Below are 14801 nucleotides of genomic sequence, written 5' to 3'. Positions count from 1 at the left end.
GATCTCGTTGGCCTGCCAATGCTCGCGGCTCTCTCCTAGATGACTCGATCCTCCCTCGCCATGCAGCGGCGGGCGTCCAACTAGAACGACGTGCCACCCCCAAACCTGAACTCCTGAACCGTGTCGTACTTGCCCTTCGTCAGCGGCACCGCGTAGTCGAAGCGCAGCGGCCCGAACGGCGAGGCCCAGATCAGGCCGACGCCGACGGACGATCGCACCGTACTGCTGTCGTCGTATTGCAGTCCGCAGGTCGGGCACGCCTTGGTGTTGACTTCGCCCGTCGCCGTCCACGACGTCGGCCCCTGGTAACCCCAGAGCGAACCGGCATCGGCATAGACCGCGCCCTTGAGGCCGACTTCCTTGGGCAGGAACCAGAACGGCATCTGCAATTCCACCGAGGCGCCCCAGTATTTGGTGCCGCCGAGCGCATCACCGCTGGAACCGTAGTTGTAGTAGGTGATGTCGCGCGGACCGATGCCGTTGGAGGCGAAGCCGCGCACGAGGTTCGGTCCCATCTGGAAATGATCCAGCATGCGCAGGTCCTGGCTGCCGAGCTTGCTGAGGAGACCGCCCTGGAGATGGATCACGCTGACGATATCGGACACGAGCGACGTGTAGTACTTGGTGTCCACCGCCGTTTTCAGATAGGTGACGTCGCCGCCGACACCCGCAAAATCCTGCTTGAAGTCGACCAGCAAGCCGTCGGTGGGGTTCTTGGTGTTGTCGAGCGTGTTGTAGTTCAGCGTGTAGCCGAGCGCGGACGTCCAGGTCGCACCGTTCGCCAGTTCCTTCCGCACCGGGAGGCTCGACTCGCCGTCGCCATAGCAGCCATAGCCGTAGACGCCAGAATCGGTGGCGTTGGTCGGATCCACGCCGCCCAGCACATTCTTGATGTAGGCCGGCGTCGGGTTGAAGGCGAGCGACGTGTTCGATGCGTTGTTGTTGCAATTGTTATACGCGCTGGCGAGCGTGATGCTCTGCTGATAGAGCGAATAGCGGAGCTGGAGTGAGAGGTCCTCGCGCAACGCAAAGCCCAGGCGCGGCGAGAAGCCCAGCGTCGTCACGCCGTAGCTCGTATACCTGTTCGATAATTGCTGGCGCCAATAGGTGTCAAAGCCGAGCGCCAGCCGGTAGTCGAGCAGATAAGGCTCCACGAACGACAGTGAAATGCCGCGCGAATACTGGCCGTAGCTGACGGACGCCTTGGCATAGAGACCGCGGCCGAGCAGGTTTCGTTCGGAGATCGAGACTTCGGCCAGCGCACCGTCGGAGGTGGAATAGCCGCCCGAGATCGAGAAGTCGCCGGTCGACTTCTCCTCCATGTCGACGATCAGGACGACGCGGTCGCTGGACGAGCCCGGCTCGGTGACGATCTTGACACTCTTGAAATAGTCGAGGTTCTTCAGCCGCCGCTCGGCACGGTCGACCAACGCGCGGTTGTAGGCGTCGCCTTCCGAGATGTCGAACTCGCGGCGGATCACGTAGTCGCGCGTGCGCGTATTGCCGCGCAAATTGATGCGCTCGATGTAGGTGCGCGGGCCCTCGTCGATGTTGAACACGACCGACACCGTGCGCGCCTCGAAGTTGCGGTCGCCGCTGGGCCGGACGATGGCGAAGGCATAGCCGCGTCGCGAGGCTTCGATCTGCATCTCCTCGGTCGACTTCTCGACCGCTTCGACGTTGTAGAGCGAGCCGGGATGGACGCGGGAATATGTCCGCATCGAGCTCGCGTCGAAGTTCGGGATGCTGGAGCGGAAGTCGAGCGATCCGACGCGATATTGCTGGCCTTCCTCGATCTTGAAGGTGACGTTGAAGCCCTTCTTCTCCGGATCGTATTCGGTGAGCGCGGCAACGACCTGGACGTCGGCATAGCCGTTCTTGAGATAGAAGCGGCGGATCAGGTCGCGGTCGGCCTCGACGCGGTCGGGATCGTAGATGTCGTTGTTGCCGAGGAAGCTGAGCAGGTTGCTTTCGTGCGTCTTGATGACGTCACGCAGCCGCGCGGCCGAATAGGCGTTGTTGCCGATGAACTCGACCGACTTGACGCCGGTCTTGGCGCCCTCCTCGATCGTGAAGATGAGGTCGACGCGGTTGTTCGGCTGCTCGATGATCTCGGGCGTGACGTGGACGTCGTAGCGGCCCGAGCGACGGTAGATCTCGGCGATGCGCAGCGTATCGGACTGCACCATGGCGCGGGAGAAGGTCCCGCGTGCCTTGGACTGGATTTCCGCCGAAAGCTGCTCGTCCTTGATTTTCTTGTTGCCCTCGAAGGCGATGCGGCCGATCACGGCGTTTTCGACCACCGACACGACGAGGCGGCCGCCGGACTGACTGATCTTCACGTCTTGGAACAGGCCTGTCCCGATCAACGCCTTGAGACCTTCATCGATCGCCGGCTGATCGAGACGCCCGCCCGGGCCCGGCCTGAAGTAGGAGCGCACGGTCTCGGCCTCGACGCGGCGATTGCCCTCGATGACGATCGTCTCCACCGCCTGCGCGGCCGCCGGCTGCGGCAACAGCGCGACAAGAGCTGAACTCGCAATCGATACACCGCACATCACCACCGCGATCAGCCAGGGCCGCAAAAACGACATTCCACACCTCAAGAGCATCTAGCCTGCTCTGAAACGAGACGGCTGTGGCCGCGGTGTGGCTTTGAGATTGCTGTACTGTTTCCGGTCGTTGAAATTGATTGGCGGATCAGCCGCGCGAGTATGGCCACTGATGACGACCGCCCGAGCCTTCAGCGCGAATGACCGACATGCAGGCGGCCCCGTACAGAGCCCCACCGAGCAAGCGCGCAGCAACATCGCGCAACGCCCGAATTCTTTACAACCTCTGAAGTGGGTGCGAGAGGCGACGACATCAGGAATTCGCATGGGGCATTAGCCGATGAACGCGCTTGTCGTGACCAGAACGGTTCTGGTCGTTCTCCTCTCCTCGACCCTCACCGCCCATGCCGCAACCACTCGCAAGCGCGATCGACAGCAGACGACGCAAGATGTCGTCTATGAGTATGGTCCGCATGGGCCGAACCGGTCCTTTCAGTCCGGCCCGCATACCCGCGTCTATGTGAGCAAGCGGTCCTGGCTGGATGGCGGGACAGAAGTGCTTCCCGGCGACCGCAAGTTCACGGACTACGCCTTGCCGCCTGGCACGTCGTTCGCACGGGGTAATAACAACCGGCCGCTCGACCGTCAGCCTCTGAACCCGGAGTCGGACCTGGGTGGATTTGCGCAGCGAATCCCGATCTCTTGGTGATATCCGTCTGTCCCGACGCGCCACAACGCTTGTCAGTTCGCACTGACCAGACACGCCTTCGCATCCTCGCGGCTGATTCGCCCGAGCTTTGCCCGATCGATCCACCCTCTTGTCCGAGAGGGCGCAGGGAAGGCCGGGTGCCGGCGGCACCCGCGGTCCGCTGCGCAAAAACGTAGCGCAAAGGAGCCGCACAGCAGCATACAGGTGAAGCCGATCACACGGCCTTCCCTGCGCAGTGGTCGGACGGCTTATACCGCGCTCTCCCGGGAGCCGAATTCCTTCTGGCCTCCCTCGTCCTTGCGAAATTCACCAGCACCGCGCCGGTTGACGCGACTGCCGCCTCCGCAAGAGCTTGACCGTAGCAACGACGGCCAGGACCACACGGTTTTGCCGTACGCGCGGCTCGCTTGTTCGCTGCAGGGGTCGACAGCGTTGTGCACGTTGCCGCCGATCTGCTGGCGAGACGAGCCTGTCAGCGCCGTTCGTCCACGCGAAGCCTTGGGCTCACGGAGAGCAATCCGCCCTGCCCCTGACCACCCGCGCCCGACGCTGCCGCGTCCACCGCAAGCCCGGCTCGCGAAAATGACGACCGCATGATCGCCCCTCAAGGATGAGCCGGGATGGGCAACATATACGACAAATCAGAATTTCGGTAAAGCGGAATATTTTTCCGGAAGTCCTTGACGCGGCGGCGAAACAGGGACCGATGCTGCCCGTGGCGAACTGCCCGCCGCCGGCGCCGAGATGCCGCGCAACATCTGTTTACATTCAGCAACATTCCGGCTGCCGAAAGGCCACGATCCCTAGGCTAGTGGTTCCTGCCTCGTCCTGCCTCCGAGACCATGAGCGCCCTCCTCCTTCCGGGGCGAGGCCAATGAATCCCAGCCGATTTGATGCCGTCACACCTGTCCCTCGTAATCCCCGTGCCTTCTGCTAAGGAGAACCGTCATCCGGCGCCTCGCCTGCTGCGCCAAGTCCCTTCCCGTACCGGATCGGCTTGCCTCGCACTGATGTTGGCTGCCGCACTGGCTGGCTGCGCCGTCGGGCCGGATTATGCCGGGCCGCCCGAGCTGGACATGCCGTCGCACTGGAGCGCGCAACCAACTTCCCGGCGGCAAACCGGCACGCTGGATCGCTGGTGGATGCGCCTGCGCGATCCCCTGCTCAGCCGCTTGATCGAGCAGGCCGTCGAAGCCAACCCCAGTGTTGCCAAAGCCAAGGCGGTCGTGCGCGAGGCACGCGCAACGGTGCAGCAGACTGGCGCCGGCCTGTTTCCCTCCGTCAGCGGCTCGGCCTCGGTGACCGACAACAAGACCAGCGCGGGCTCCGCCTCCGCCGTCACCGACACAGCGCCCTACACGCTGCACCAAGCGAGCTTCGATTCGAGCTGGGAGCTCGATCTGTTCGGCGGCACGCAACGGAGCATCGAGGCGGCGGTGCGCGGGCGACAATCGGCCGAGGAGGATCTGCGCGACAGCCTCGTCACGCTAATCGGCGACGTTGCCGCCTATTACGTGGAGGCGCGTGGCTACCAGGCGCGGATCGCGCTGGCGCGGCGAACATCGGTCTCGCAGCGCGACACCGAAAAGCTCACCCGCAGCAAATACGAGGCCGGCAGCGGCAATGCCGTCGATCTCGCCAAGGCGACCGCACAAGCCGCGAGCACGGAGGCGAACGTTCCGACCTATCAGGCGGCGCTCGCGGCCGACATTCACCGGCTCGGAATCCTGCTCGGACGGCCGCCCGATGGCGTCGCTTCGCTGATGGCGCGGTCCGCGCCCGTGCCGGCGCCGCGCATGCCGCTGCCGACGGGCCTGCCCGCCGATCTCCTCATGAGCCGTCCCGATGTCGCCAGCGCCGAGCGCAAGCTCGCCCAGGCCACCGCCAAGATCGGCGCGGCCGAGGCCGACCGCTATCCTGCGGTCTCTCTGACCGGCTCGGTCGGCACCTCTGCGCTGAATGCGGGGGATCTCGCAAAGTATTCCAGCGTAAGCTGGTCGGTGGGCCCCTCTGTCACGGTGCCGGTCTTCGATGCGGGCAAGCGCCTGGCGACAGTCAGGATTGCCGAAGCACAACGCGACCAGGCGTTCGCGACGTTCCATTCGACCCTGCTCACCGCGCTCGAAGATGTCGAGAATGCGCTGGTGTCGCTGTCGCAGGAACGCATTCGCGCGTCCAAGCTGGCCGAGGCAGCGAAGAACTATCGCGAGGCCGCCCGGCTCTCGCGGTCGCTGTTCGAGACCGGTAGTGCGAGCTTCATCGACGTGCTGGACGCCGAACGCTCGCTCTATTCGGCTGAGGATTCGCTGATCCAGAGCAAGGTATCCGCGGCCAAGGACTACATTTCCCTCGCGAAGGCCCTCGGTGGCGGCTGGTCCGATCCGGTCGACGTATCGACGCCGATCATCGTGGACACCAATACAGGGCCACACTTCCGGGAGACGGCGAAGTGACTGATATCATCACCGCCAAGCGCGTGAAGATTGCCGCCGCGCTGGTTGCCGTCGTGGCAACCGGGGTGGTCGCCGCCATGCGCTTTCCGGGGACGTCGAGCAAGGGGAGGTCCTACATCACTACGCCGGTCACCGTCAGCGACCTGCGCGAGGAGGTGCTCGCCAGCGGCACGCTCAAGCCGGCGCGCCTGACTGCCGTCGGCGCGCAGGTGTCGGGCCGGATCACCGCCCTCAATGTCCGCGTCGGCGACACGGTCAAGGCCGGCGACGTCATTGCCCAGATCGACCCAGTCACCAAGCAGAACGATCTGCGCAATTCGGAGGCTTCGCTCAAGAACTACCGCGCGCAAAAACTGGAGAAGGAAGCCGCGTTGGTGCTGGCGGAAGCCAATCTCGCACGACAGCAGGCGACACTGGCGCAGCACGCCACCTCGCGCAGCGATTTCGACAATGCGGATTCGACGGTGCGGCAGACCCGCGCCCAGATCGCCGCGCTTCAAGCGCTGATCGTGGGCGCCGAAGCCAGCGTCGAGACGGCGCGGGTGAACCTCGACTACACCAGGATCACCGCGCCTATCGATGGCACGGTGCTCGCCACCGTCGTGCAGGAGGGCCAGACGGTCAACGCGGTGCAGTCCGCTCCGACCATCGTCGTGCTCGGCCAGCTCGAGACCATGACGGTGCGGGCGGAGATCTCCGAGGCCGACATCGTCAAGGTCAAGCCGGGCCAGGCGCTCTACTTCACCATCCTCGGCGACCAGGATCACCGCTACGAGGCTAGCCTGGAGCAGATCGAGCCGGCTCCCGAGTCCATCAAGAGCGACGCCAGCTTCTCCTCGACCACCACATCGAGTTCGAGCACGAGTTCGAGTTCGTCGAGCTCGACCAGCACCGCCATCTACTACATCGGTGTTTTCAATGTCCCCAACAGGGATCTGTCGCTGCGGACCTACATGACCGCTGAGGTGCACATCATCACCGGTGAGGCCAAGCGCGTGAAGGTCATCCCCGCGCTCGCGCTGATGCGCAAATCCGACGGCCGCAGCACCGTCCGCGTCCTCGATGCGTCGGGTGACGTGCGCGAGCGCGAGGTCAAGACCGGCCTCAATGACCGCACTACGGTCGAGATCAGGTCCGGCCTCGACGAGGGCGACCGGGTCGTCACCGGAGAAGCCAGCGAGCAGACCGCATCGAGCAGCATGCCCGGCGGCCCGCCGGGAGGTCTCTGAGATGGCCGATCCGATCATCGCCCTCGAGAACGTCAGACGGGAATTTGCGGCCGGTGACGCGCGCGTGGTTGCGCTCGACGATTTGTCATTGAACATCCAGCCCGGCGAGATGGTGGCGATCATCGGCTCGTCCGGATCGGGTAAATCGACGCTGCTCAACATCCTTGGCTGCCTCGACCGCCCGACCTCGGGCAGATATCGTGTCGCCGGCAAGAACGTCTCCGAACTCGACGCAGACGAACTGGCGGCGCTGCGGCGCGAGCATTTCGGCTTCATCTTCCAGCGCTATCATTTGCTCGGCGACCTCTCCGCCGCCGAGAACGTCGAGATCCCAGCGATCTATGCCGGGATGAAGGCCCGAGAGCGCCGCACACGCGCAGGGCAGCTGCTCGCGAGGCTTGGTGTGGACGACCGGCGCGGCCACCGCCCGAACCAGCTGTCGGGCGGCCAGCAGCAGCGCGTCTCGATCGCACGGGCGCTGATCAACGGCGCCGAAGTCATCCTGGCGGACGAGCCGACCGGCGCGCTGGACCGACGCAGCGGCGAGGAGGTCCTGAAGATCCTGAAGGAGCTGCACGGCGAGGGGCGGACGATCATCATCGTTACCCACGATGCCGACGTCGCCGCGCGGGCCGAGCGCACCATCGAACTGCGCGACGGCAGGATCGTTTCAGATCGCCGCCCCGAGACCGCAGGTGCATCGGGGCCGGTCGCGGCGGCGTCTCGGGCCTCTCGGGACAGCGGTGCCGGCTGGCCCGGCGCGTTGCGGCGCCTGCGGGAAGCCTCGCGGATGGCGCTGGTGGCGATGGCCGCGCACCGGCTGCGCGCCTTCCTGACCATGCTCGGAATCATCATCGGCATCGCCGCCGTGTCCTCCGTGGTTGCGCTCGGCAACGCCTCACAGCGCAAGGTGCTGTCGGACATTTCGAGTCTCGGCACCAACACGATCGAGGTGTTTCCGGGCAAGGATTTTGGCGACGCGCGTGCCGGCAAGATCAAGACACTCGTTCTCGGCGATGCCCGCGCGCTCGGCCAGCAGAGCTTCATTGCCGGAGTCACACCGACGGTCTCGACCAGCACGACGGTGCGCTACCGCGGCAACGAATCGAACGTGCTGGTCAACGGCGTCGGCGAGGCCTATTTCCAGGTCAAGGGCGCCAAGCTGGCGAAAGGCCGCCTGTTCGAATCCGACGCGGTGCGCAACATCGAGCGGCAAGCCGTCATCGACGACAACACCCGAAAGACCTTCTTCGCCGACGACCAGAACTCGGGGATCGGCCGCGTCATCTGGCTCGGCAAGGTGCCCTGCCGCATCGTCGGCGTCATCGCCCAGCAGCAGGGCGGCTTCGGCTCGAACCAGAACCTCTCGGTCTATCTTCCCTACACCACCGTGCAGGCGCAGTTCACGGGCGACCGCTCGCTTCGCAGCATCCTGCTCCGGATCAGCGACGAGATCTCGACCACGCTGGCGCAGGATGCAGTCACCACGCTCTTGACGCAGCGGCACAATGCCAGGGATTTCGTCATCCTCAACACCGACGACATCCGCCGCACCATCACCAGCACGACGCAGACGCTGGCGTTCCTCGTGGCCGCGATCGCGGTGATCTCGCTGATCGTCGGCGGCATCGGCGTGATGAACATCATGCTGGTGTCCGTCTCCGAACGGATCGGCGAGATCGGCGTGCGCATGGCGGTTGGCGCCAGGCGCAGCGACATCCTCCAGCAGTTCCTGGTGGAGGCGACACTGATCTCCTCCATCGGCGGCATCGCCGGCATCCTCGCCGCGATCCTGCTCGGAACTGCGGTCAATATTGCGATGCCCGGATTCCAGGTCAGCTATTCGCTGTTCTCGATCGGTGCGGCATTCCTGACCTCGACCGGGATCGGGGTGGCCTTTGGCTTCTTCCCGGCCCGCCGCGCCGCCTTCCTGGATCCCGTGGTGGCATTGAGCCGTGACTGACCGTAGGATTGCAGACATGACCGTAGTTCTTGGGGCGAGACAATCGTCCGCAAATCCATCAATGATCGGCGCCCCCGATGCGATCTCAAGCATGACCAGCGACACGCAGAACATCCTGATCGTCGAGGATGACCGGCAGACCCGCGACCTCATCGCGCGTTATCTGCGCGAGCATTCGTTTGCGGTCCACCTGGTCACGAACGGCAGGGAGATGGACCGACATCTATCGCAGAACCGGGTGGACCTGATCGTGCTCGACCTGATGCTGCCGGGCGAGGACGGGCTGAGCCTCTGCCGCCGCGTGCGCATGGAATCCATGACGCCGATCATCATGCTCACCGCGAAGGGCGAGGATCTGGACCGGATCCTTGGTCTCGAAATGGGAGCCGACGATTATCTGCCGAAGCCGTTCAACCCGCGCGAGCTTCTCGCCAGGATCAACGCCGTGCTGCGCCGCCAGGCAAGCGGCCTTGCCGCCGGCGGCGCGACGACGCGACTGAAGTTCATGGGCTGGATCATCGATCTTCGCTTGCGGGAGCTGCGCGACCCCGAGGGTGCGCAGGTGCCGCTAACCAGCGCCGAGTTCGATCTGCTGCAGGCTTTTTGCGAACGCGCCGGACGCGTTCTCACCCGAGACAACCTCCTGAGCATGACGCGCGGCCGGCCCGGCGGCAACTTCGGCCGCAGCATCGACGTGCTGGTCAGCCGGTTGCGCCGCAAGCTCGACCGCACCCAGGACACGTCCGTCATCAAGACCGTCCGCACCGGCGGCTACATCTTCACGCCGGTGGTGGAGGAAGCATGAGACGCGCCGCCGACATCGTCACGCTGTTCAGCTTCAGGCGAATCAGTGGCCAGATCGCGGCCTTGATTTTGGGGTCACTGATCCTGATCCATGTGCTGATTGCGGGGTATTTTCTGCTCAACCGGCCGAGCGTTTTGATGAACAATCCCGTGGAGCAATTCGAGCTGATTGCGAGGATCATCGCCAATACGCCGCAGGGAGAGCGGGAACTCGTTCTTGAGAACGTCAGCCGAACCTTTCCGGCGCTGAAGCTGCAGTTGAAAAAGGATGCTCCGCCTCCACGGCTCCATTGCTAGAGCGGACGCGCCTGACCACTCCATCCGCTATCGAAGGCCCGGTCGATCTCATTCGTGGGTCCACACCGGAGGACAATCGCCTCTGGTTCTATTTGGCAAATGGCGACGTGCTCGAGGCGACGATCGGGACGTTCAAGATGCCTGCCTTCGTGAGCGGCCTCTGGACGAGCACACTCCTGTTCCTGGTGGCAAGCGTGACGCTGCTCGGCGTCTGGGCCGGCCGCGCACTCAGCTCGCCCCTGTCGGCCTTCGCGCGCGCGGCGGAGGACTTCAGCCTGAACCGCTCGTCCGCGCCGTTGCCTGAAAACGGCCCGGAGGAAATCAGATCTGCGGCGAGAGCGCTCAACCGGATGCGCGAACGCGTTACCGCACTGATGAACGACAGAAGTCGAATGCTGGCCGCCATCAGCCACGACCTGCGCACCCCGATTACGCGCCTGCGGCTACGCTCGGAATACATCGAGGATCCGGCACAGCGCGCCCAGACCGTACGCGACCTCGATCAGATGCAGTCGATGCTCGAGTCGGTGCTCTCGCTGCTGCGCAATGAAAGCGCTGCCAGACCGACACTGGTCGACGTTGCCGCGCTGCTCCAGATGGTTTGCGACCAGTTTTGCGACTGTGGTTACGCTGTTTCCTATTCGGGGCCGAAACGCGCGACCTGCATTGTGCGGCCTGATGACATCACCCGCGCAATCACAAACCTGGTCGAGAATGGCGTACGTTTCGGCACGGCCGTGCGCGTCGAGTTATCGATGTCGACTGACCGAGCCGTCATCGAGGTCTCCGACAACGGGCCGGGCATTCCGGATCGCAAGAAGGCTGCGATGCTCGAGCCTTTCGTACGGGGAGAAGATGCCCGCACCATGGACGAGACCATCGGCTTCGGTCTCGGCCTCTCCATTGCGCAGGCGATCGTAGCGGCGCACGGCGGAACGTTGTCGTTGTGCGACAACCCACCAAATGGGCTCCGCGTCGCCATTACGCTCCCACGCGACGGGGGACAGACAACCGAGCCATCCTCGAACCGTCGCTTGCCGTCGCAATCCAGCTCCACCGCAACCTCGGAAGCTCAGCCGCCGGGGGCATCCAATGCGAAAGACTGATGGTTGGCCTTCGACGCAACGGGAGCTGCACCAATCCGTGCGCCCTCGTCTAGAACGACGGCTGACGCTGGACTTTGATTTATCTTTCTTGATCTCCCGGCGCACACGTCGCGCACACGCGGCCATCTGACCGTCTGCAAACCTTGAACTGTCGTTCCATCCCTCATGGGGGCGATGGGATGCGGTGGTGGCCAGCGGACTGTCCTCCATCGACGTGGAGAATCTCGCCCGTCACAAACCCTGCGCCATCGAGGTACAGCACCGCATCGACAACGTCGGATATGTCGCCCATCCGGCCCATGGGGTGGAGCGCGGCCAACATTTGATGCGCCTCTGGTGGATGCATCGGCGTTTTGATGATGCCGGGCGAGACAGCGTTGAGGCGGACACCAGTGCCCGCATACTCGATCGCGAGCGCCCTGGTGGCCGCATTCAAGGCGCCTTTGGTGAGCGACGCCAAGGCGGCCGGGACGCTGTTCATCGGCTGGTCGACGAGACTCGTCGTGATCGTGACGACATGGCCGCGCCCCTGCTTGGCCATGATGTCGAGCGCACGTTGGGTCATGTGAAAGAAGCCGGTCACGTTCGTCGAGACGTAGGCCTGATAATCGGCCTGCGTGTAAGCGGTGAACGGCTTCGCCATGAACATGCCGGCGTTGTTGACCAGCGTGTCGACCCGGCCGAAACGCTCGAGCGCCGCGCTAAATGTCCGCTGCGCCGTTTGGGGATCGCCGATGTCGCCCGGCACGACCAGCATGTCGGCATCAGCGCCCGGCTTGATTGATCGCGAGGTCGCGACGACCCCGTAGTTTCGCTGCCGAAACGCCTCTGCAATCCCCGCGCCGATCCCCTGAGATGCTCCGGTGACGATGGCGACTTTCCGTTCGGTGCCCATGACGATCTCCCTCAAGCCGCGCCGCTTGCCGCAAGCGGATCGTAGCGGCCTTGCCGAAACATCATGTGGAGCTGCCGTCGCCTCACGCCCATATTGCCGCCGTCGAAGATTGGCAGTGCCAGCGCGTCCTGGAGCAGGCGAGCGAACGGAGCCTCGTGATCGTAGCTGTCGACGCCCACCACGCGCATGAGATCGGTGATCACGCGCACCGCCGCTTCCGAGCCAAAGATTTTTGCCGCGATGGCGAGTTCATCCGCACCTGGCGACTGCGTATCGACCGCGTGACACGCCCGCCAGCTGAGATAGCGTGCGGCTTCGATCGTGATCTTGGCATCGGCCAGGGCGTATCCGACCGCCTGATGCTCGATGATCGGGAGAACGCCGCCGCGCTTTTCGGTCTGGGCAAAATGCAGCGCGAACTCGAAGGCCGCGCGCATCAACGCCACGCCGAAGATGCCGACGAGCGCCGCGGTCCCCGTGAAGGCGGCCGCTGTCAGGGCGAGCCCCGACCCTTCCTGGCCCAGCAGATTGTGGTGCGGCGCCGCGACATTCTGCAAGCCGAACTGCGGCACGAGGTGCCCGCGATGACCGATCGTGTCGATGGCGCGCTCGAACACAAGGCCCATGACCGGTCCCTCGACGGCAATAATCGAGATCGCTTCACTGGCGGGCGCTGCAGAGTCGGTTCGGCACACGACGCACAGGAGGTCGGCGCCCTCGCGATTCCAGCCCGTGGCTGAGGATACCCATTTCTTGCGGCCGTTGATGACCCAATTGTCGCCCTCCCGTCTCGCGGTGGTGCGAACCCCTTCGCCCGGCGGAGGCGAGCCGGCATTGGCGCTACCGCCGGGCTCGCTGGAGCAGAATCCGGCGAGCGGCGCGCCACTCGTCCTCAGGAACGGCACGAGCAGGCGTTGGCACTGGTCCGGCGTGCCGCCGAGCAGAATGGGGAGCAAGCCGAGCACGGTGCCGAGCATCGTCAGCGTCACGCTGGCGTTCACGCTGTAGAATTCCTCGGCCAGGATCGCCATGTCGATCAAGCCGGAATTTTCGCCACCCGCGGGCGACGGAATGCATTTGCGCAAATAGCCGGCCGCGACCATCGCTTCATAGGTGGGCCGGGTCGCGAGAAAGCGTTCTTCCGGTGTTGCCAGCAGTTCGGCGCGCCGGGCCTCGCTGAGCACCTCCTTGGCGAACTTGCGCGAGGCGCGCTGAAGATCCCGCTGTTGTGTCGTAAGCGTGAAATCGATCGCCATGGCGATATCCTCTGATCCCAGATGCCAGCCGTCGGGCATGGCTATCCCCGCCTCGGAAGGAAATCTTGGACGGCAGCGTCCGATTTCTAGGCGTGGAGTGAACCGGATCAGTCAGCGTGCGCTGCTCGCACGCCGAAACTCGCGCGGAGCCAAACCGTGGCTGCGCTTGAACAGACGGTTGAAATGCGAGATGTCGCGGAAGCCCGCGGCAAAAGCGATTTCGGCTATGGTCTTGTGAGCTGATTTGGGGTCAACCAGCACGCGCGTGCAGGCAGCAATCCGCCGGTCACTGACATGTTCGCCGACCGAGCGATCCGTCATGGCAAAGAGACGATGTACGTAACGCTCGGAGCAACGGAACTTCGCGGCAAGCGCCGCCGCGTCGAGTTCGGAATCCTCGCTGTGACGCTCGATATGGTCAATCATCATCGACAGCAGGACGGGGATGTGCACGCGCTCGGCGGACAGATCGCCGAGCACGTCGGGCGCGTGCGCGATCAGATCGACCACATGCGCACCGACCGTGGCCGAGGTCATTGAACGCCGATGGTCGGCCAGACAGATTTCGGCATAGCCGGCGAGTGTCTTCGACAGAGCACGGCCGGTTTCGGTCCGGGACAAGTTGAGCCGCGGACGATCGAGCAGCCCGCTTGGCAGCAGCCGTCGCGGTACGGCAAAGCAGAAGAGCTTGAAATTGTGGCAGTTGGCGATCTCGAACGGCTCCGTCGTATCCGCAATCGCGAGGTCACCGGGCGCGCAGGTCTGCTCGTGGCCGCGTTGCCTGGTGCGCCCGAGCCCTTCGATCTGGAGGTTGATGAAACAAAGATCGTCGGTGCTCCCGGAAATATGTGAGGCAAGGCGAACCACCGTGTGCCGCGTCGCGGTCACAAGGGAGACCTGGATTGGCGCAGCATCAGCTCTGGAAATGACGCCTTCAAACGGCTCGTCGGCAATCCTGCGCGGCTCAAGGCGAACAAATGCCGCGGCAAGGTCGTCCGCCCAGCTTCCAAAGGGCTCGTCTGCGCGCCGCGGCCTGGTCGACCATTCCATGAGCACCCCATACGAATTGCAAGGGTCCCGGTTGGCCCAGGATATCGCCCGCGCAATATGCGGTCAAATGCCATCCATCTTCTTCGGCTCTTCCCAATGTGATGGTAGGCCGCTCAAAAATACGACTCGAAGAGACCCTCGAATTGCGCGGCCACGACACCGCGCATCAGCATCAGCGTATTGACCGGGAAGTACGGCTTCTGGCGGAAAGTCGTGATGTGATGGCGTCTAATGAAGCGCTGGGCCTCGATCGCAAGGTGTTCCGGCTTGTTCTTGATGCCGCGAAGAGAATCTGCCGGAGACATGTTGCCGGTCGCCTTGTAGATGCCTCCGAGGAGCAGTACTCGAACGTGCCGGTGCGTCGCTCGATCGACGGGATCACGAGCTCTGCTAGGTACGCGTTCGGACTGCCGAAATCGAACTGAGAATTCAACTTCGGTGGGACTCGTCACCACTTCCCCCTCCCTCGGAACCACAACGGCACCGC

The 14801-nt window shown here is 64.1% G+C and carries 12 protein-coding genes; 7 read left to right on the top strand and 5 right to left on the bottom strand.

Going from position 1 to position 14801, the window contains the following annotated elements; all coding sequences use genetic code 11:
- Positions 1-80: 80 nt before the first annotated feature.
- Positions 81-2594 (bottom strand): outer membrane protein assembly factor BamA, encoded by a 2514-nt coding sequence (bamA, locus tag P6U31_RS10865; protein WP_407188256.1) that lies wholly within the window; start codon positions 2592-2594, stop codon positions 81-83.
- Positions 2595-2892: 298 nt separating this feature from the next.
- On the opposite strand from bamA, the gene P6U31_RS10860 reads away from it, so the two are divergent.
- From P6U31_RS10860 to P6U31_RS10830, 7 genes are all read left to right on the top strand, one after another.
- Complete coding sequence (locus tag P6U31_RS10860) at positions 2893-3261, top strand: hypothetical protein (RefSeq protein WP_407188255.1); 369 nt, start codon at positions 2893-2895, stop codon at positions 3259-3261.
- Between the two features lie 1010 nt (positions 3262-4271).
- Positions 4272-5714 (top strand): efflux transporter outer membrane subunit, encoded by a 1443-nt coding sequence (locus P6U31_RS10855; RefSeq protein ID WP_407188253.1) that lies wholly within the window; start codon positions 4272-4274, stop codon positions 5712-5714.
- Positions 5711-6943: an efflux RND transporter periplasmic adaptor subunit gene (locus P6U31_RS10850; RefSeq protein WP_407188252.1), complete on the top strand. Its 1233-nt coding sequence runs from the start codon at positions 5711-5713 to the stop codon at positions 6941-6943. The genes P6U31_RS10855 and P6U31_RS10850 overlap by 4 nt, the downstream gene beginning before the upstream one ends.
- Position 6944: 1 nt before the next feature.
- Positions 6945-8906, top strand: coding sequence for a MacB family efflux pump subunit (locus tag P6U31_RS10845; RefSeq protein ID WP_407188251.1), 1962 nt, complete (start codon positions 6945-6947; stop codon positions 8904-8906).
- 91 nt (positions 8907-8997) lie between these two features.
- Entirely contained in the window at positions 8998-9711 is a 714-nt protein-coding gene (locus P6U31_RS10840) for a response regulator (protein WP_407188250.1), read from the top strand.
- Entirely contained in the window at positions 9708-10007 is a 300-nt protein-coding gene (locus tag P6U31_RS10835) for a hypothetical protein (RefSeq protein WP_407188248.1), read from the top strand. Before P6U31_RS10840 ends, P6U31_RS10835 begins: the two co-directional genes overlap by 4 nt.
- A gap of 107 nt (positions 10008-10114) precedes the next feature.
- Positions 10115-11113: an ATP-binding protein gene (locus P6U31_RS10830; protein ID WP_407188246.1), complete on the top strand. Its 999-nt coding sequence runs from the start codon at positions 10115-10117 to the stop codon at positions 11111-11113.
- Positions 11114-11276: 163 nt separating this feature from the next.
- Here the strand turns inward: P6U31_RS10830 and P6U31_RS10825 are convergent, their stop codons facing one another.
- The 4 genes from P6U31_RS10825 to P6U31_RS10810 all read right to left on the bottom strand — a co-directional run bounded on the left by P6U31_RS10825 (position 11277) and on the right by P6U31_RS10810 (position 14619).
- Entirely contained in the window at positions 11277-12008 is a 732-nt protein-coding gene (locus tag P6U31_RS10825) for an SDR family NAD(P)-dependent oxidoreductase (protein ID WP_407188244.1), read from the bottom strand.
- Positions 12009-12019: 11 nt separating this feature from the next.
- Positions 12020-13264 carry an acyl-CoA dehydrogenase family protein gene (locus tag P6U31_RS10820; protein WP_407188242.1) on the bottom strand — a complete coding sequence of 415 codons (1245 nt, stop codon included), beginning with the start codon at positions 13262-13264 and terminating at the stop codon, positions 12020-12022.
- 111 nt (positions 13265-13375) lie between these two features.
- A complete protein-coding gene (locus tag P6U31_RS10815) occupies positions 13376-14314 on the bottom strand; it encodes a helix-turn-helix domain-containing protein (RefSeq protein WP_407188241.1) in 939 nt (312 codons plus the stop codon).
- 113 nt (positions 14315-14427) lie between these two features.
- Positions 14428-14619, bottom strand: coding sequence for a hypothetical protein (locus P6U31_RS10810; RefSeq protein ID WP_407188240.1), 192 nt, complete (start codon positions 14617-14619; stop codon positions 14428-14430).
- Positions 14620-14801: the final 182 nt, after the last annotated feature.

It is taken from the genome of Bradyrhizobium centrosematis (assembly GCF_045571495.1).
Lineage (GTDB): Bacteria > Pseudomonadota > Alphaproteobacteria > Rhizobiales > Xanthobacteraceae > Bradyrhizobium > Bradyrhizobium centrosematis.
This window is presented reverse-complemented; position numbering and strand designations above follow the sequence as displayed.

Coding starts and splice junctions, on each gene's coding strand:
- bamA (WP_407188256.1), bottom strand. CDS start 2,594: ATGTCGTTTTTGCGGCCCTGGCTGATCGCGGTGGTGATGTGCGGTGTA.
- P6U31_RS10860 (WP_407188255.1), top strand. CDS start 2,893: ATGAACGCGCTTGTCGTGACCAGAACGGTTCTGGTCGTTCTCCTCTCC.
- P6U31_RS10810 (WP_407188240.1), bottom strand. CDS start 14,619: ATGTCTCCGGCAGATTCTCTTCGCGGCATCAAGAACAAGCCGGAACAC.
- P6U31_RS10835 (WP_407188248.1), top strand. CDS start 9,708: ATGAGACGCGCCGCCGACATCGTCACGCTGTTCAGCTTCAGGCGAATC.
- P6U31_RS10820 (WP_407188242.1), bottom strand. CDS start 13,264: ATGGCGATCGATTTCACGCTTACGACACAACAGCGGGATCTTCAGCGC.
- P6U31_RS10825 (WP_407188244.1), bottom strand. CDS start 12,008: ATGGGCACCGAACGGAAAGTCGCCATCGTCACCGGAGCATCTCAGGGG.
- P6U31_RS10855 (WP_407188253.1), top strand. CDS start 4,272: ATGTTGGCTGCCGCACTGGCTGGCTGCGCCGTCGGGCCGGATTATGCC.
- P6U31_RS10815 (WP_407188241.1), bottom strand. CDS start 14,314: ATGGAATGGTCGACCAGGCCGCGGCGCGCAGACGAGCCCTTTGGAAGC.
- P6U31_RS10845 (WP_407188251.1), top strand. CDS start 6,945: ATGGCCGATCCGATCATCGCCCTCGAGAACGTCAGACGGGAATTTGCG.
- P6U31_RS10840 (WP_407188250.1), top strand. CDS start 8,998: ATGACCAGCGACACGCAGAACATCCTGATCGTCGAGGATGACCGGCAG.